We start from the raw sequence: 17,994 nt of genomic DNA on the forward strand, positions 1-17,994 counted from the left end.
CCACCTCAGAAGGGCGGTGGTGCGCCGTCATCGGGCACGACGGGGTATCGCTTCTTGCGTCGTTTCGGGCGTGGCGGGTTGAGCGGGTCCACGCCGTCGGTGATGCGGGCGCGGTTGCGTTCGCGTTCGCGGCGTCGCCGTTCGTACTTGGCGGCGAGCCGATCCCGTTTGCTGGTCGGGATCACGCCCGGTTCCCGTGGTGTCGGTGGCGCGGCGGGTGGGTCGGCGAACCGGTAGCGGCGTAGCCCGCCGAAGAAGTCTTCGAGGGTTTCCGCCGGTCCCGGAATGTTCAGCCCTTCCGGGGTGGTGAAAACCGTGACCAGCCGACCGTTCTCATCGCGGTACTGATCATCGAGCCAGCGGGAGTGCGTTTTCTGCAGGTGATGGCCACGGCACTTCGCGTTCAGTCCGTCGGGGGTGGTCTGCCCACCGAGTTCGGGATGCTCGTGGTCGTATTCGTGTACGTGATCGCAATCCCCGTCGAACGCGCTACCCCGGCAGGCGGGGATGACGCACTCGCCGTGACGAATCCGGATGAATGTGTCCAATGCCGTCGACAGTCGGTACGGATCCGACGGCAACGCGCTCGGGAGTTCGACGTCCTCGGGGTTCACCCCTTTGGGCACCATCCGTCGGATCGTCGTCGGGTATCGGCTGATCAGATCGAGGATCTGTTCTGGGATGACCGCGCCCTGCCCGACGAGGTAGCCGAGGTTACCGTCGATCGGGGTCTCGGCGGCCGAAACCGTTTCGGCAGAGCCGGATTCGGCATCGGTAGAAGCGGTGTCGGCGCTGGTGGCCGCCGTTTCCTGTGCTCGGCGTTCGGCGTTCACCAGCCACTCGATGGCGTCCTCGCTGGAGCGCGCGGTATCGCGGCGCAACCGCTGGATGTACTTCTGAGCGTCGGACAAGGGCGTTTCGCCGGATGAGTCGTCGCCGGTGTCCGCGACGGCCGCATCGGGAGTGCCCTCGCCGTTAGGAGCGTTCCCCTCGGGACTCTCCATACGCGACGACATCCGCGCCGCACCCACGTCGGCGTCTGGCTCCGGTTGGGGTTCGGGCGCCGGTTCCGGTGCCTGTTCCGCGTCTGCACTGTCCGCGTCAGAGGGACCGCTCTCATCGAGTAGCGACATCTGGGCCGGACCCGCGTCGGCCTCGGCGACTGGCTCGGGTTCGGGTACCGATTCCGATTCCGGACGCTGTGACTGGACCACCGATTCGGTTGCACTGCTATCGGATTCGCTCGCGGCCGCAGACTGCTCCCGCACCTGTCGTCCCCGCTGCTCCTGCTGTTCCTGTTGCCGTTGGCGTTCCTCGATCGCCGCGGCGGTGGTCTCATCAGCGATCACGTGCAACACGATCTGCACATCCGGAATACAGCCCGGCTCCGGGATCACCGCGGGACAGTCCTCACGCCCGCAGTCACACCTGAACTGCGTCCCCGACAACAGGGAGTACATGGCATCGGCCTGACGTTGCCGCCGGGTCCGCGGATCCTTCCGGCACGCGCAGTCGGCCAACGCACTGATCGTCTTCTCCGCGATCGTGATGTTCTCCGCGGACATGGTGCCGGTGATCTCCCCGGTCCCATCCCCCTCGAAATGAGTGAACACACCCCGCTTCTCCAGGTTCCGCTTACGCGGTTCCCGCACAGCATCCGGAGCATGCTGGAACACGATTTTGTCGGCCATGTCCCGCAAGCTGGTTGCCGGCCACTGCCCGGTCCGCTCGAACAACCGGTCCGCGATCGCGGCGTCGACCAGTGCGGTGTTCGGATGCAGTGCCGGGCCGGGATCGAGCAGGCTGGTGCGGTCGATCAGGGTCCGGAACTGACTGTGACTGATCCGCCCCTCGCGTAATGCCCGCCCGGTCTTGGGCAGCCGGATGGCCATCACGATCGCCTCATCAACCAACCGTCGGGTGGTCGCGTTCGCCAGGTTGCGGGTGCGTGCGATGTGTTCGGCCACGATCTGCGCGTACTCCGCCGACTCATCCAACCGATGATCGGTCAGACACGTCACCAGATACGCGATGAAGAAGTAATCCAGCCACGCCATATACGAGCGGCACCGATCCAACTCGGTCATCGCGACCAGCACCTCGTTGATCGAATGCTGATCCAACCGATCGACGTCCACCCCGAACAAGAACTCGGCCGGCAATCCAGGCCACGGAGACGGGCCCTGGTTCAGCAACGCATCCCGCACGTCGGCACGAATCCTGGTGGATAGAGGTACTGTGCTCATCGTCGCCCCTCGAACATGATGACCGTCGAAGCTCTCTTCGATCTGACCATCATTGTAGTGACGGCCACCGACAAAAAATTCTGACGAGCACGACCACCCCGGAATCTGTGGATCAACGGAGTTTGTGGATCGCGTGCGTGGGCAGGGTTACTCGTGGTTAACTGTCTCAGCTTCTCTTAAGGAAACAGGAGACCACTGCATGAGCACCACCCCGTTGCGTCCGGAAACGGAACGCCCCGAACATCTTTCCGGGACCCAACGCGGACCTCGGCGGCACCGCCGGATCACCGCCGGGATGATCGCCATCCTCACCGTCCTGACCCTCGGCATCGGCGTGACCATGGGGGAGGGGCAGGCGCGGGCGGCCGACTACAGCGACTTATCCGCCCTTGTTGACTGGCTGGATGATGACTACGACTCCACTAATCCACTTGGTCAGGTAGTCGCGGACGCGCTGAGCGACGGCGGGGCTGAACTCCTTGAACAGTGGCGCCTGGAGATGTGCGCTTCAGGCGGCGACCCCAACGGCGGAGCGGATTGCACTCAGTCCAGCACCGACATGGGTGGGCTCGGCATTGCCATCGTGAGCCCCACCAGCATCGAGCTGGTTCCAGTTGCGGTTTACGACCCGGTGAAAGGGCTTGTAGACAGTGCGGGAGGTGTCCTGACCGCTCTGAACGGTTTCTTGGAGTGGCTGAATTCCGATCTCAGGCTCCCGACATCGCTTCCGACTCCTCCCGCTGCTGATGGTTCGGCGACGGTAATCGGCAACGGCTTCCAGTTTGCGTTCGCGTCGGGAGGTGGCAAGGCCACTGCTATCTCGTACTTGCCTCTGAGTCTGGCTACCGCAGGTGCTAGTGGTGGTCGCAGTGCCTATGCGTTCGCCTTGGTGGGCATCGCGAATGCCTGGACCACCGATGAGATTCCGTTGACCCTTCTTGGTGTGAACACCGGGCTCAAGATCCCCGCCATCCAATCCGTCGGCTGCTACGGCGGACTGACAGCGGCCTACGCCGAGAACGTCGGTGCGTGTGCAAATGTGTTGGGCACCTTCGACTTCAAGCTCGATCAGCTGCAGAGCATTCCGCAGGTGCAGTTCGCGTTGACCGATCCGTCGTCGGTGCTCTTCGACACCACCAACGTGCTGGGCGAGGTCATCACCGACATCTTCGCCGGGCAGACCCCGTCACTCAGCCAGGACTTCATCCGCCTGTCGCTCGGCGGTGATTCCCTCCTGGCCCTGACGAGTGACTACGGATTGTCGGCGCCGGTCACGGTGAACTGGCTCGGATCGACCATCACGATCTTCCCGACAACCACGATCAACGGTTCCGTCCGCCCCAACGGCCTGGCATTGCCGACGATCGCCCTCGGGGATCTCGACACCGACCAGATCATCCCGATCATTTCGATTCCGCAGAGCACGTTCCCGTTCGGTCTGCAGCCGCTGGGGCCGTACACGACCGGTTCGACGTCCGCGTCGTCGCTCGTCTCGACGCGCGCCCTGACGTCGACGTCCACGACCCCGAGTGCCGGCCTGCTGCGGTCCGCGGCGATCTCGGAGACCGACGACGATGACACGGAAAGCGATTCGGCCACAACCACAACCACCTCACCGTCGACCACCTCATCGTCGGCGACGGCGACATCGGGCTCTACGGCGAGCTCGTCGAGCTCGTCAAGCTCGAGCAGCAAGACGTCGACCTCGACGAGCCGCTCGACAGCCGCAACCCCGTCGACCGGGTCGACCGACGACACCGATCAATCCGATGACTCCGACGACGATGACACGTCGAGCTCCAACGGCTCGACCCCGACGGTGACCGGCGCCAACTGACGGTTCCCCGGGTTCTACAGAACGCGCGGCACAACCCGCCGCACACCGCCCCGCGATCGAATTCCGACGCGGGGCGGTTTGCGCGGCCGAGTCGTCGCCTTCGTTGGTTACAGTGGATGGGGCATCAGTAGTCACATGGATGCCGACAAGGAGACGCCGATCCCCATGGCCATCGACCCGAACAAGAGCAAAGCCGTCAGCCAGGTGGTGCGGCAGCATCCGGTGATGAGTGCGGTCGCGGTGTCGCCGGCCATCGCGATCTTCGCGGTGCTGTGGGTCCTCGGAGCCGAATGGCTCGCCATCATCTTCGCGATCGCGGCGATCGGGGGCGGCTACTACATGCTGACGCGGCAGAAGTAGCGGATGTCGTCCACGCGCGTCGACAGCTGGATCTGGGCAATCAGACTCACCAAGACCCGATCGGCGGCCGGCGCCGCCTGCCGCGGCGGACATGTCCGGGTTAATGGCGTCACCGCGAAACCCGCGCAACACGTGGCCGTCGGCGACCGCGTCGAGGTCCGCCTCAACGGCCGCGACCGCATCGTCGAGGTCACCAAACTCCTCAGCAAACGCGTCTCCGCCCAGCTGGCCGGCGAGTGCTACATCGACCACTCGCCGCCACCCCCGTCTCGGGAGATCATCGCCAGTCAACCCCGACGCGACCGCGGCGCCGGCCGGCCCACCAAACGGGAGCGTCGCGAACTCGACAGGTTCCGGAGTGGGCCGGCGCTCCTCGCGTTCACCGCCGTCATCGCCATCCTGATCTCCGGATGCTCGTCGAATTCCGGCGACGACTCGCCCACCACTCGCAACACTCCCGTGGCACCGGGTGCGGCCGGGGCCGGCCCGTTCTTCGGTGCCTGCGGCAACGTCACCACCGAAGAGGTCAACCGCATCACCGGATTCGGGAATCTGGCCCTCGTCGTGAACAACCCGTCGGCCTGCGAATGGAGTTCCGGACCCAGCCCGACCGGCCCCGTCGCCTCCTTCAACTGGTATCGCGGGTCGCCGATCGGCCGGGAACGGGCCACCGAACAACTCTCCCGGGACAGCACCGAAGACATCGACATCAACGGGCACAAGGGTTTCATCGCCTCCGATGCCGGGATCTGCGAGATCGGGATCCAGTTTGACGCCGACTTCTTCGAGTGGTCGGTCAGCGCCGGTGTCACGCGCTCCACCACCACCGCGACGCCGACGCCCGATTCCGACGCGGTGTGCAACGCGGCACGCGAACTGTCGACGATGTCGATCGAGCGTGCGCAATGACCGGCCGCACCGATTCCCGCACCCAGTGCAGTCGTCGTCGTCGCACCGCCGTGGTGATCGTCCTTGCCGCACTGATCGTCGGCCTGCTCGCGTCGTGTACCCGCAGCGTCGACGGCCAGGCACTGTCGGTGGAGGAGGCACGCTCGTCCGCACAGCAGTCGGGCAATGTCGACACCGACCAATTCGATCAACTCACCCTGGAATGTCAGGTGCTGTCCACCGACCAGGTCGCCAAGGCTGTCGGCGGAAGTGCGGCCGAGGCCATCTTCTTCGGCGCCAACTGCCGATGGTTCGTCGCCGGAGCGGTCACCGCGTACGTCACCTTCAACTGGTTCGAGTGGGGAAACCTCAACGTGGAGAAGGACACCGACAAACAACTCGGCTACACCACCGAGAACATCAAGATCGCCAGCCAGACCGCCTTCACCGCGAGAGACCCCAAACGGCCCGCGGTGTGCGGGGTGACCACCAAGGCGCCGAGTCGTGGCATCTATACCTTCTGGGTCGAGCCCGTCGGTTCCGGCGCCTTCGACGATCCGTGCACCGCGCCGACAAAGCTGATGGAATTGCTGCTCAACGGCGGTCAATGAGGCCGCCACCCCGGTCAGACCGGCAGCGAGGAGAGCGTCATGGCCAGAACACTCCGGACGGCGATGGCCGTCGTCGTCGGCACCGTGATCGCCACCGCAGCAACGGGTCTGACGACAGTGACACCAGATCTGGCGACGGTGGCACGAGCGGACACACCGCAATGCCCCACGGTCTCCACGACAGCCGTCATCGACAGCCCGGGACTCGACGGCTGGGCCGAGAATCTCGTCGTGACCGACGACGGTTCGCTGTGGGTGTCACGATCGTTCCGCAACGTCGTCGAACGGTATGACGCGTCGGGTCGGCGGACGGCGTCGGTGTCGCTGAATGCCCCGGGCTCCGTCCGGCAGGGTCAAGACGGCCAACTCTATGTCGCCGCCGGTGATTCGCCGACCGGCATGCTCCCCGGTGCGCCCCGCACCGGGACCGTGGTCCGATACGATCCCCGTGCGCCGCAACCGGTTCCGCAGGTCTTCGCGCGCGGACTCGGGATGCCCAACGGGCTGGCCGTCGGCGCGGACGGAGCGGTGTACGTCGCCGACGGCGCACTCGGCCTGCTGCGGCTGCGTCCCGACGGGCAAGTGGACGAGGCGTGGTCGCGCACCGCACCGCAGAATCTGTCACCGTCGACAACGGTCAACGGATCCGGGATCAACGGCGTGACCTTTCTCGGCGACGATCTCTACGTGACCATGACGGTCAGCGCCACCGGCCGCGTGCTCCGGGTGCCCGTCGACGATCCGGCCGCCACCGTCACGGCGGCCGATCTCACCGCACCGGCACCGGGATTCCTCGACGACCTCGTCGCGATCGACGACTCGACGCTGGCCGTCGCATCGACCACCGGACAGGTTCACCTGGTGAATATCGATACGGGACAAGCGTGTTCGATCACCGTCGGCGTACCCGTCACAGCTCTTGCCACCGACCCGGCACACCCCGGAACCCTTCTGGCCGCGAGCGAGACCGGTCAGATCATCCGGCTCAGTCCGCGTTCGGGCGGCGCGTGACCGACACCGACGCCGCGACCTGCAGATCGTCCGGTGCCGCGTCGCCGGACGGCGTCATCAACCACATCAGTAGCTGATCGGGTTCGCGCACCCGGCGCACGGTGATCGGGGTGCCGGGCACGATCGGTCGCAGGTACTCCACGATCAGGCGGTGCGGGCCGTCGATCAGGTCGCCGTGATCGAGCAACTCGTCCTCGACGGCGGCGAGGTAGGCCGCATTGTTCAGGTGTTTGAACGGATCGAAATCGGTGCTGCGCAACACGTGGACGCGATCGGGCAGTTCCAGCACCTCGGGGTTGGGGGCCTTCTCCGGATTCATGGACTTCCACCGCAGCCGATGCTCGTCGGTCATCGCGGACAGCATCTCGAAGGCGTTGTCGGTCAACCGGGACGGCATGCCCTGGTCGTTGACGTTGATCCAGAACGCCTCGGTCTCGATCAGCCCGGGCTCACGCGCGTCCGGGTTGAAGCGGTTGGTCTCGTGGTCGGCGGTGAGCCGGACCCGCATGTTGGTCCACCGCGTCGACAGGGCGCCGCACCAGCGCTGCGCGCTGACCGCGGCCGGCCAGGAGAACGGGCGGATGACGTCGATGATGGTGCGGCGCACGATCCAGAACGGGTCGGTGTCGCCGAAGTCGGTGGCCTCGATGTTGTCGTTGGCGACGTCCTGCAGGTAGCGGGCCACCGCGTCGAGTCGTACCCGCATGTCCTGATCGACGTCGCCGGTACGTACCCGGTAGTCGACCTCGAAGTACCGGGCACCGTCCTTGCGGTCGGAGAGGGGGGCCAGAATGTCCGGTTCCGAAACGGTGCTCACTCCACTCCTCGTGGCTCGCCTGTTGTGTGAGACTTAAGATACAGTCACTGGAAAAACTAGAACGCGTTCTAGGTCAAAACGAGAACATGTTCTAGTCGACTTGAGGCAAGGAAACCGCAGATGGCGCATGTGATCACTCGACCGTGTTGCAACGATGCATCGTGCGTGAGTGTGTGTCCGGTGAACTGCATTCACCCGACGCCGGACGAGCCGGAGTTCTTCACCGCCGAGATGCTCTTCATCGATCCCGAGACCTGCATCGACTGCGGGGCGTGCATCGACGAATGTCCGGTCGAGGCGATCATCCCGGACGATCAGCTCTCCGAACGCGACGAGCCGTACCTGCAGATCAACGCCGACTACTACAACGATCACGACGTCGAGGGCGGGCTGGTACCGCCCAAGAAGTCGCCGCAACTACCCGACAAGCCACTGCACGTGGCGATCGTCGGCGCCGGCCCGGCCGCCTTCTACGCCGCCGAGGAACTCGTCCGCAAACAGCAGGTCAGCGTCGACATGTTCGACCGCCTACCCACGCCGTACGGTCTGGTCCGCGCGGGTGTCGCACCCGATCACGCGGCCACCAAGGGCGTCGAGGCGGGATTCGCCGCCGTCGCCGCCAAGAAGAACTTCAGCTACTTCCTCAACGTCGAGGTCGGCAAACACATCACCCAGGACGAACTCGCCGAGCGCTATCACGCGGTCATCTACGCGGTCGGCGCGCCGACCGACAAGCGGCTCGGCGTCGAGGGGGAGGACCTGCCGAACTCGTTGCCCGCCACCGAGTTCGTGGCCTGGTACAACGGGCACCCCGACTACGTGAACCTGTCCGTCGACCTGTCGGCGGAGCGCGCGGTCGTCGTCGGCAACGGCAACGTCGCCCTGGACGTGGCGCGGATTCTCGTCAGCGATCCCGACGAACTCGCCGGCACCGACATCGCCGACCACGCGCTGGCCGCGTTGCGGGACTCGAAGATCACCGAGGTCGTGGTGTTGGCCCGCCGCGGTGTCGCGCAGGCCGCCTACACCAACAGCGAGTTCCTCGCCCTCGGCGATGTGGACGGCGTCGACGTCGTCATCGATCCCGACGAACTCGTCCTCGACCCGGCCACCGAGTCCGCCTACGACGACGGCACCCTGGATTCGACGATCACCACCAAGATCCGGCTGGCCCGTGAGTTCGCCGAACGTCCGGCCACCCCCGGCAACCGGCGCATCGTGTTCCGCTTCCTCGCCTCGCCGGTGGCGATCACCGGTGGCAACGGTGTCGAGACCCTGACCTGTGTACGCAACACCTATGCCGACGCGACCGGGCCGAGTGCCGCGGTCACGCCGACCGGCGAGACGTTCGACATCGACGCCGGGTTGGTCCTGCGGGCCATCGGATATCGTGGCGTACCGGTCACCGACCTGCCGTTCGACGAGGGGCACGGGGTGGTCCCCAATTCCGCGGGCCGGGTGCAGGCCGCCGCCGACGGCGACGTCATCAGCGGGTTGTACGTCGCCGGCTGGATCAAGCGCGGTGCCACCGGCGGTATCGGGCGCAACCGTCTGTGCGGTCAGGAAACGGCCGAGTCGGTGATCGCCGACTTCGTGGCCGGAACCCTGCCGGAGCCGACCATCTCCCGCGAGGGCGTCGCCGACCTGGTGGCCGACCGCGGTGCACACCGCATCGATCTCGACGGGTGGAAGCGCATCGACCAGGCAGAACGCACCGCCGGTAAGACCGGAGGCCGTCGACGTGTGAAGCTTGTGGATATCACTGCGCTGGAAGCAGCGGCGCAGTCCGAACCGGCCTGACGGCTCGAGAGAAACGGGGACCAGATCAGTGCGCGTCGCATTGTTGTCGTATCGCAGCAAGCCGCATTGCGGGGGCCAGGGAGTGTACGTCCGGCATCTGAGCCGTGAACTCGCGCTTCTCGGGCACGAGGTGGAGATCTTCTCCGGGCAGCCCTATCCCGAACTGGATCAGGTGGCGATCGACGCGGGCGTGACCCTCACCAAGGTGCCCAGCCTCGGCCTGTACGACGAGCCGGACCCGTTCCGGACGCCGCGACCCGGCGAGTACCGCGACTGGATCGACGCCCTCGAGGTCTCCTCGATGTGGACGGCCAGCTTCGGCGAGCCGCTCACCTTCTCCCTGCGGGTGGCGCGACTGCTCGCCGACCGCCGCGACGACTTCGACATCGTCCACGACAACCAGTGCCTCGGGTACGGGCTGTTGCAGATCCAGAAGGCCGGCTTCCCGCTGATCGCGACGATCCATCACCCCATCACCCGCGACCGCACCCTCGCGGTCAAGGCGGCCAAGGGCTGGCGCAAGATCACCGCGTGGCGGTGGCATTCGTTCCTGCGGATGCAGGGCCGGGTGTCGCGTCGGATTCCGGAGTTGCTGACCGTCTCACGCAGCAGCGAGGTCGACATCCGCAAGGCGTTCGACATCCCGTCCGGCCGCATCACCACCATCCCGCTGGGCGTCGACACCGAGGTGTTCCGTCCCGGCGCGGCCCGCGAGCCGGGCCGAATCGTGTGCGTGGCCAGCGCCGACGCCCCACTCAAGGGCGTGTCCTATCTGTTGGAGGCCGTCGCGAAGCTGGCCGCCGAACGGGACGTGAAGCTCACCCTGGTCTCCAAGCTGGACCCGAACGGTCCGTCGGCACGACTCATCGACGAACTCGCGATCGGTGATCGCGTCGAACTGGTCTCGGGACTCTCCGATGAGGAGATGGCGCATCTGATGGCGTCGGCGGAGGTGGCCGTGGTGCCGTCGCTGTACGAAGGGTTCTCGTTGCCGGCCGTCGAGGCGATGGGCTGTGGCACCCCGCTGGTGGCCACCCGCGCCGGGGCGATCCCCGAGGTCGTCGGCACCGACGGCACCGCGGCGCGGCTGGTCCGGCCCCGCGACTCCGGGGCATTGGCGCAGGCCATCGCGACGTTACTCGACGACGCCGACCTGCGTGCCCGGATGGGTGCGGCCGGGCGCGCCCGCGTGGAGGAACGCTACAGCTGGGCGGCCGTCGCCGCCCAGACCGCCGAGCATTACCGCACGGTCCTCGATCGTGTGGCACGAGAGAAGGCGTCCGGGCAGACAACGACATCCGGGCAGGGAACGACAGAGGAGACGAGTGCGTGCTGACAGTTGACTTCGACCGGCTGGGTGTGGGTCCGCAGACCAAGGCGATCGACATCGGGGCGGGACAAGGCAGGCATTCGTTCGAGATGTTCCGGCGCGGAGCCGACGTCATCGCCTTCGACATGTCCGAGTCGGATATGTCCGACGTCGGCGAGATGTTCGACGCCATGATGGCCGAGGGACACGTGCCCGCCGAGGCGAAGGCGCGTGCCGAGGTCGGCGATGCGCTGCGGCTGCCGTACGCCGACAACACATTCGACGTCGTGCTGATGTCGGAGATCCTCGAGCACATCCCGTCCGACGAGGCGGCCATCGCCGAGATGGTGCGGGTGCTGCGTCCGGGTGGGCTGGCCGCGGTCACAGTGCCGCGGTACTGGCCGGAGAAGGTGTGCTGGGCGCTCTCGGATGAGTACCACGAGGTCGAGGGCGGCCACGTCCGCATCTACAAGGCCTCCGAACTCGCCGGCAAGCTGACCGCCGCCGGCCTCGAGGTCACCGGCACCGACCACGCGCACGCCCTGCACGCCCCGTACTGGTGGCTCAAGTGCGCCGTCGGCGTCGAGAACGACAACAACCTGCTGGTCAAGGGCTATCACCAGCTGCTGGTGTGGGACATGATGAGCAAGCCGTGGCTGACCCGGGTGGGTGAGCAGGTCCTCAATCCCGTCATCGGCAAGTCCGTCGCCCTGTATCTGCGCAAGCCGGAATGAGGCGCATACCTGCCATCGCAGGTGTGCTGACCGCCGAGCAGGTCGTCGCGACCGGCGCCGCCATCGTCGGCATGCAGGAGGATTCGGGGGCGTTGCCGTGGTTTCCCGGCGGCAAGACCGACCCGTGGGATCACATCGAATCGGCGATGGCGCTGACGGTGACCGGGTTCCACGCCGAGGCCGAGGCCGCCTACGACTGGTCGCGGCGACATCAGCGCCCCGACGGGTCGTGGCCGATCACCACGGTCTGCGGAGAGGTCACCGACCCGGGCATCGACTCCAACTTCTGCGCCTACATCGCGGTCGGGGTGTGGCATCACCACGTCATCACCGGTGACGACGCCTTCCTGGAACGCATGTGGCCGACGGTGTGGTCGGCGATCAACCTGGTGTGCAAGTTCCAGCGGCCCGACGGCGCGTTCCGATGGGGTGGCGATCACCGCACCCACGCGATGTTCGACGAGGCGCTCCTCACCGGCAACGCCAGCATCTATCAGTCCCTCGACGCGGCGATCCGCATCGCCGCCGCGGTCGGGCAACCCGACGCGGAGTGGGTGGCCGCCTTCGACAAACTCGGTGACGCGTTCCGCAACCGCATCGACGTCTTCGAGGACCCGTCGGAGCACTCGATGGACTGGTACTACCCGGTGCTCGGCGGCGCGATCCGCGGGCAGGCCGGCCAGGAGCTGATCGCCCGACGGTGGGAGGAGTTCGTCGTCGACGGCCAGGGCTGCCGCTGCGTCGATCACCGGCCGTGGGTCACCGGAGCGGAAACCTCCGAACTCGCGCTCGCCCTCGACGCGCTCGGTGACACCGGCGACGCCATCGAGTTGATCGCGTCGATCCAGCATCTGCGTGACCCCGACGGCTCGTACTGGACGGGTCTGGTCTACGCCGACGGCAAACGGTGGCCGGTGGAGAAGAGTTGTTGGACGTCGGCCGCGGTGGTCCTCGCCGCCGATGCGGTGAGCCGATGCTCGGCGGCCAACGGCATCTTCCGCGACGTCGGTGATCGGCTGCCCGCGCGGCGCTGATTGCTCTTAATGAATGCGCTCTCGCCGCCGACCCCGCACGACGACGAGAGCGCATCCCCCGACACTCCACCCGATGGCCCGATCGCTACCGGGGAGTGACTCAAGTCAACGTCACCGGCGGATGCCCGTGCCAATCCGGATCCGGAAAACTGGACATAGTCGCAGCTAGACTGTCCGGACGAGTTTTCCGGACCGGAAAAAAGTCTCGTCTGATGTGGAGTACATGATCCACTCCGACTTGTCCCGGCGGAACCGGGTTCGTACATTCGTGACCAGAAGCGCGGTCGGGGGTTGCCGCGACGGGGAGGATTCATGACGACGCGCCGAGCGGATGCGCCTGCGGCCGATGCGCCCGCACGGTTCGGTGCGCATCTGCTCGCGTTGTTCGCCTCGGCCGGATCCCCGACCCTCGCGTCGACCGTCAGCGGTGCGGCGCGGCTGTCGCCGGGACGTGCCGAGGTGACGGTGCAACGCCTGTCCGACTGGCGTCGCGGACGCCACCTGCCGGCCAGTTTCGAAACCCTCGAGCCCGTCCTCGCCTGGCTGATCCTGCAGGCGCAGTCGAAGGGTGCCGACGCCCCGGGGCTGGCCGAGTGGCAGCGGTGGTGGTCGGCCGCGCGCAGCACCCGCGCCACCGACCGGACGCCCCAACCGGCGCCCGACATCCCGACCCCGGTGTTGCCCTATCGCGGTCTGGACGTCATGACCGCGGCCGACTCGGCGGTCTTCTTCGGACGTGAACGGGTACTCGACGAACTCGTCGGACTCGTCGACGCGGCCGCCGCCCACGCCGACCGGACGCCTGCGGTGGTCATCGTCACCGGGGTGTCCGGGGCGGGGAAATCGTCGTTGCTGCGCGCCGGCATCGCGCGGATCGCCGCGCGGCCCGAACACCGATGGTCGGTGCGGGTTCGCCTGGCGATCGCCCTCACCGACGAGGCCGACGAGACCGGGCGCTCCGACGCCGGTGCGGGCACCCCGGACGGCGAGGAGCCCGATACCGGGCACGCGGACGCGGATCGTCTGACGATCCACGTCGTCGACCAGATCGAACAGGTCCTCGTCGGCGAGTCCCGGCACAGCACGCGGGTGCAGCGACTCATCGACGCGCTCACCGAGCTGGCGTCGACACCGGGGCACGTGGTCGTCGTGGGTGCGCGTGCCGACATGTACGAACGGTGCTCGACGATCGAACCACTCGCCACGGCGTGGCAACGGCGATCCATCGTGGTGCCGCCGCTGACCGACAAGGAACTCGAAGAGGTCATCGCCGGACCGGCCCGACTGTCCGGGATCCGCGTCGACAAGGGACTCGCGCCGACGATCCTGTCCGACCTCCGTGGCCTCGGCGGGCTCGGCGGTCAGCGCGGGCCCGTCGAGGACCGGGCCGGGCAATTACCGCTGGTCGCGCACGTGCTCGCGGAGATGTGGTCCGCGCGTGGCGGCGGCATGCTGACCGTCGCCGGCTATCACGCCGCCGGTGGGGTCGCCTCGGCGATCTCCGACACCGCGGAGAAGACGTGGCAGGCCTTCGACCCCGCACAACAGCGGATCGCCGAACGATTGCTGCGATCGCTGATCCACATCTCCGACGGTGTCACCGCCCGCCGTCCCCGCACGCTGGCCGAACTGACCGCGGGGGAGACCGACCGCGCGGCCACCGTCGCAGTCATCGAGGCGCTCGCCGAGTCACGACTGATCACCGTCTCCGACCAGCAGGTGCAGATCATCCACGACGTGGTGCTCACCGCGTGGCCACGGCTCGACGACCTCATCGAACGCACCCGGGAGATCGCGCCGGTCCTCGAGCGCGTCGACGCCGACGCGGCCGAATGGGACCGGCAGGGCCGTGAGACGTCGTTGCTCTACAACCCGAACCGCTATGCGTGGGCGTCGCCGGTGCTCGACGACCCGATCGCCCCGACGCTCACCCGCGACTACCTCGCGGCATCGCGACGCAATATCGACAGCCAGCGTCGACGCCGGCGGTGGGGTATCGCCGCGGTGGCCCTGCTGGCCGTGATCTCGGTGGTCGCGGCGATTATCGCGATCGTCTCCAACGCCGCCCTGGCCCGGGAGAGCAACGACGCGAAGTTCTCGGCATTGCTGTCGACGGCCGCGCGTCTCGCACAGACCGACCCGGGTCTGGCCGCGCACCTCGCGGTCGGGGCGTGGCGGATCCGGCCCGACGATCCGCTCGCGCAGATGCGGGTGCTGCAGACCCAGCAGTTGCCGCTGCCCTCGCCCGCGCAGGCCGCGCATGCCGGATCGATCTACGACATGATGGCCAATCCGTCGAAATCGTTGCTGGCCACGGCGAGCTACGACAAGACGGTCCGGCTGTGGGCGGCCGGCGATCCGAGCCGGATCAGCGCCGCATCACCGCCGATGGGCGGGTACAGCTCCTTCGTCACCTCGGTGGACTTCGCGCCCCAGGGTGATCGGCTCGCCTCCGCCGACGGTGACGGTCACATCACCGTGTGGGACATCGGCGACGTCGCGCGGCCGCGTCGGATCTCGGAGCTGGATTCGCCGTTCGGGTCGGGGACGTCCTACATCCTGCGATACAACCGGGCCGGCACGCTGCTCGCCACCACCCACGACAACGGGGTGGTGACCCTGTGGGACACCACCGCTCCCGGCGGGTATCGCGCGATCTCCGCGGTCCGCGGTTTCGACGGCCCGGTCCGGACGGTCGCGATCAGTGATGTCGCACCGATCATGGTCGTCGGGTCCGACGACGGCACCATCGGCGTCGTCGACATCAGCAACCCGAGCACCCCGGAGCTGATCGCACGGATCCGCGACGGGGTGGACAGCGGATGGCATTCGGTGGCGGTGTCTCCCGACGGTCGGCTCGTGGCCGCCGGGCGCGACGACGGTGAGGTGGCGATCTGGAGCATCGCCAACCCGCGCGCGCCGGCCGAATTGCGTCGGGTGCGTGCCCACGATGCCGCGATCTGGTCGGTGAGCTTCGCCGACGACGGACGATCACTGGTGTCGGCGGGCCTCGACGGTACCGCCAAACGCTGGGACGTCAGCACCGACGGCAACGCCGGATCGCCCAATCTGCTCACCGCCCTCGGCGTTCCGATGCGCACCACCGGCGGGGCGTTCTTCACCGCGCTGGAATTACGCCCGCACGTCGTGCTCACCGCGGGCGGTGCGGGAACCGTGCAGTCGTGGGACATCCCGTCCTCACCCACTCCTGCTCATACCCTGCCGATCACGCGGACCTCGGTCAGCGCCGACGGAAAGATCCTGGCCACCAGCGGCGCCGACCAGAAGGTGTTGCTCTGGGATCTGAGCACCGGCACCCCCACCGAACTGTCCCAGATCCGGCGACCACTGCGTCCCAGCGGCGGGTACGTCGCGGCCTTCAACCGGACCGGCACCGTCCTGGCGACCGCATTCACCAATGGTGGCGAGGTCGAGTTGTACGACATCTCCGACCCGCGAAGTCCGCAGCAGACCGCGACCCTGCGCCTGGACACCAGACACGCCTTCCCCCTGGCGTTCTCGCCGTCGACGGGCATGTTGGTGAACGGCAGCGATGACAACTCCCTGCAGCTGTGGGATGTGTCGAATCCGCGGGCACCCACCGAGATCGGGCCCCCCGTCGCCGCGGCGGAGGGCTTCGTCGAGGATGTCGACTTCAGTCCGGACGGTTCGAGTCTCGCCGTCGCCGACGCCCGCCACCGCATCACGCGCTGGGACGTCAGCGACCCCGACAATCCGACGGAGGTGCAGGTGGTCACGTCGCCGCAGGGTGCGGTGAACGCGGTCGAGTTCAGTCCGGACGGCAAATACCTGTACGCCGGTGACGACGATCAGAAGATCTCGGTCATCGACGTCGGATCGAGTTCGATGGCGCGGGTGTCGGTGCCGGCGGGCGTACGGGTGAGTTCGCTGTCGATCGCGAGTGACGGCAAGACCCTCGTCGTCGGCGGCACCCAGACCATCCAGCTGTGGAACATCAGCGATCCGGTCGCGCCGACGCCGATCGCGCCCGATGAGTCGATCACCTCGGAATCGGTCTATGTGCGTGAGCCGACGATCGACCCGCAGAACACCATCTACGCCGGTGGCAGCTCCGACCTGCAGTGGTGGACGATCGACGTGGAGGCCGTCGCCGACCGCGTGTGTACCGCCGAGGGCGGCATCGACCGGCAGACATGGGATGCCTTCGCCGAGGGCGTCGACTACGTCGACGTGTGTCCCGGCAGCTGACGGGGCTCGATCGCGGAAAACTGCAACAGGTTCTAGACAGGTGTCCAGGAGGCTGTCTATTCTGAGCGCATGGAATTCGGGATCGTTCAGTTCACCAGTGACCGCGGACTCGCGCCGCAGGTCCTCGCCCCACTGATCGAGGAGGCCGGCTTCGCGTCGTACTTCGTGCCCGAGCACGGGCACATCCCGACCCGTCGAGACGCCGCGCATCCCCGGACCGGCGATGCGACGCTGCCCGACGACCGCTACATGCGCACCCTCGACCCGTGGACGACGCTGGCGGCCGCTGCCGCGGTGACCGAACGCATCCGGCTGGCCACCGCGGTCGCGCTGCCGGTGCAATCCGACCCGATCACCCTGGCCAAGACGCTCGCCACCCTCGACCACATCTCCGGCGGCCGGGTCACCCTCGGCGTCGGATTCGGTTGGAACCTCGACGAATTGGCCGATCACCACGTGCCGCCGAAGCGGCGCCGCACGATGCTGCGCGAGTACCTCGAGGCGATGCGCGCCCTGTGGACCGACGAGGAGGCCGAATACCACGGCGAGTTCGTCGATTTCGGCCCCAGTTGGGCATGGCCGAAGCCGCAGGCGCACATACCGACCCTGGTGGGAGCGGCGGGCAACGAGAAGAACTTCACGTGGATCGCCCGCAGTGCCGACGGCTGGATCACCACCCCCGGCGAGGCCGACATCGAAGGCTCGGTGGCACTGCTGCAACAGATCTGGTCCGACGCCGGCCGTGACGGCGACCCCGAGATCGTGGTCCTCGACTTCAAACCAGTGCCCGAGAAACTGGAGAAGTGGCGCGAGATCGGAGTCACCACAGTGCTTTACGGACTGCCCGACGACACCGTCGAACGCGCGACCGGCTACCTCGCCAAGCTGGCCGGAAAACTGGGATTGGCTCCGGCTCCAGTGTGACCGTCCCCGCCGCGCTGGTACATCCCACCCGTCGTCCCCGCCCGCCGTCCCCATCCGCCGGTCGAGGTGTGAGGAGCGCAAGCGACGAGCCTCGAGACCAGTTGCACCGGCGCTGGTTTCGTCCCGCCGGCCGCACCCACCCGCCGGTCGAGGTGCGAGGAGCGCTAGCGACGAGCCTCGAGACCCGTTGTAC

The 17,994-nt window shown here is 67.2% G+C and carries 13 protein-coding genes; 11 read left to right on the forward strand and 2 right to left on the reverse strand.

From position 1 onward, the window contains the following. Positions 1–5: 5 nt before the first annotated feature. The gene (locus ABLE94_RS01675) at positions 6–2,246 is read right to left on the reverse strand and encodes a DUF222 domain-containing protein (RefSeq protein ID WP_348807863.1); all 2,241 of its coding nucleotides are present in this window, start codon (positions 2,244–2,246) and stop codon (positions 6–8) included. Between the two features lie 199 nt (positions 2,247–2,445). Between ABLE94_RS01675 and ABLE94_RS01680 the strand changes: the two genes are divergently transcribed. The 5 genes from ABLE94_RS01680 (at position 2,446) to ABLE94_RS01700 (ending at position 6,953) form a co-directional block, all read left to right on the forward strand. Further along, on the forward strand, positions 2,446–4,083 hold the full coding sequence (locus ABLE94_RS01680) for a hypothetical protein (protein WP_348806766.1): 1,638 nt from the start codon (positions 2,446–2,448) through the stop codon (positions 4,081–4,083). 165 nt (positions 4,084–4,248) lie between these two features. Further along, complete coding sequence (locus ABLE94_RS01685) at positions 4,249–4,443, forward strand: hypothetical protein (protein WP_348807897.1); 195 nt, start codon at positions 4,249–4,251, stop codon at positions 4,441–4,443. 3 nt (positions 4,444–4,446) lie between these two features. Next, positions 4,447–5,352, forward strand: a complete 906-nt coding sequence (locus tag ABLE94_RS01690; RefSeq protein ID WP_348807864.1) for a DUF3558 family protein — start codon at positions 4,447–4,449, stop codon at positions 5,350–5,352. Beyond that, positions 5,349–5,942, forward strand: coding sequence for a DUF3558 domain-containing protein (locus ABLE94_RS01695; RefSeq protein ID WP_348807865.1), 594 nt, complete (start codon positions 5,349–5,351; stop codon positions 5,940–5,942). The genes ABLE94_RS01690 and ABLE94_RS01695 overlap by 4 nt, the downstream gene beginning before the upstream one ends. Positions 5,943–5,981: 39 nt before the next feature. Further along, on the forward strand, positions 5,982–6,953 hold the full coding sequence (locus tag ABLE94_RS01700; protein ID WP_348807866.1) for an SMP-30/gluconolactonase/LRE family protein: 972 nt from the start codon (positions 5,982–5,984) through the stop codon (positions 6,951–6,953). Here the strand turns inward: ABLE94_RS01700 and ABLE94_RS01705 are convergent. Next, complete coding sequence (locus ABLE94_RS01705) at positions 6,928–7,770, reverse strand: acyl-[acyl-carrier-protein] thioesterase (RefSeq protein ID WP_348807867.1); 843 nt, start codon at positions 7,768–7,770, stop codon at positions 6,928–6,930. The genes ABLE94_RS01700 and ABLE94_RS01705 overlap by 26 nt on opposite strands. Before the next feature lie 120 nt (positions 7,771–7,890). Between ABLE94_RS01705 and ABLE94_RS01710 the strand changes: the two genes are divergently transcribed. From ABLE94_RS01710 to ABLE94_RS01735, 6 genes are all read left to right on the forward strand, one after another. Continuing rightward, a complete protein-coding gene (locus tag ABLE94_RS01710; RefSeq protein WP_348807868.1) occupies positions 7,891–9,570 on the forward strand; it encodes an FAD-dependent oxidoreductase in 1,680 nt (559 codons plus the stop codon). A 28-nt stretch (positions 9,571–9,598) separates the two neighbouring features. After that, positions 9,599–10,906: a glycosyltransferase family 4 protein gene (locus ABLE94_RS01715; protein ID WP_348806772.1), complete on the forward strand. Its 1,308-nt coding sequence runs from the start codon at positions 9,599–9,601 to the stop codon at positions 10,904–10,906. Next, positions 10,900–11,613: a class I SAM-dependent methyltransferase gene (locus ABLE94_RS01720; RefSeq protein ID WP_348806773.1), complete on the forward strand. Its 714-nt coding sequence runs from the start codon at positions 10,900–10,902 to the stop codon at positions 11,611–11,613. Before ABLE94_RS01715 ends, ABLE94_RS01720 begins: the two co-directional genes overlap by 7 nt. Then, positions 11,610–12,647 (forward strand): prenyltransferase/squalene oxidase repeat-containing protein, encoded by a 1,038-nt coding sequence (locus ABLE94_RS01725; RefSeq protein WP_348806774.1) that lies wholly within the window; start codon positions 11,610–11,612, stop codon positions 12,645–12,647. The genes ABLE94_RS01720 and ABLE94_RS01725 overlap by 4 nt, the downstream gene beginning before the upstream one ends. 312 nt (positions 12,648–12,959) lie before the next feature. Next, the gene (locus ABLE94_RS01730; RefSeq protein ID WP_348807869.1) at positions 12,960–16,877 is read left to right on the forward strand and encodes an nSTAND1 domain-containing NTPase; all 3,918 of its coding nucleotides are present in this window, start codon (positions 12,960–12,962) and stop codon (positions 16,875–16,877) included. A 69-nt stretch (positions 16,878–16,946) separates the two neighbouring features. Further along, complete coding sequence (locus tag ABLE94_RS01735; RefSeq protein ID WP_348806776.1) at positions 16,947–17,801, forward strand: LLM class F420-dependent oxidoreductase; 855 nt, start codon at positions 16,947–16,949, stop codon at positions 17,799–17,801. Positions 17,802–17,994: the final 193 nt, after the last annotated feature.

The sequence above is a fragment of the Gordonia sp. VNK1 genome (assembly GCF_040049135.1).
Taxonomy (GTDB): domain Bacteria; phylum Actinomycetota; class Actinomycetes; order Mycobacteriales; family Mycobacteriaceae; genus Gordonia; species Gordonia oleivorans.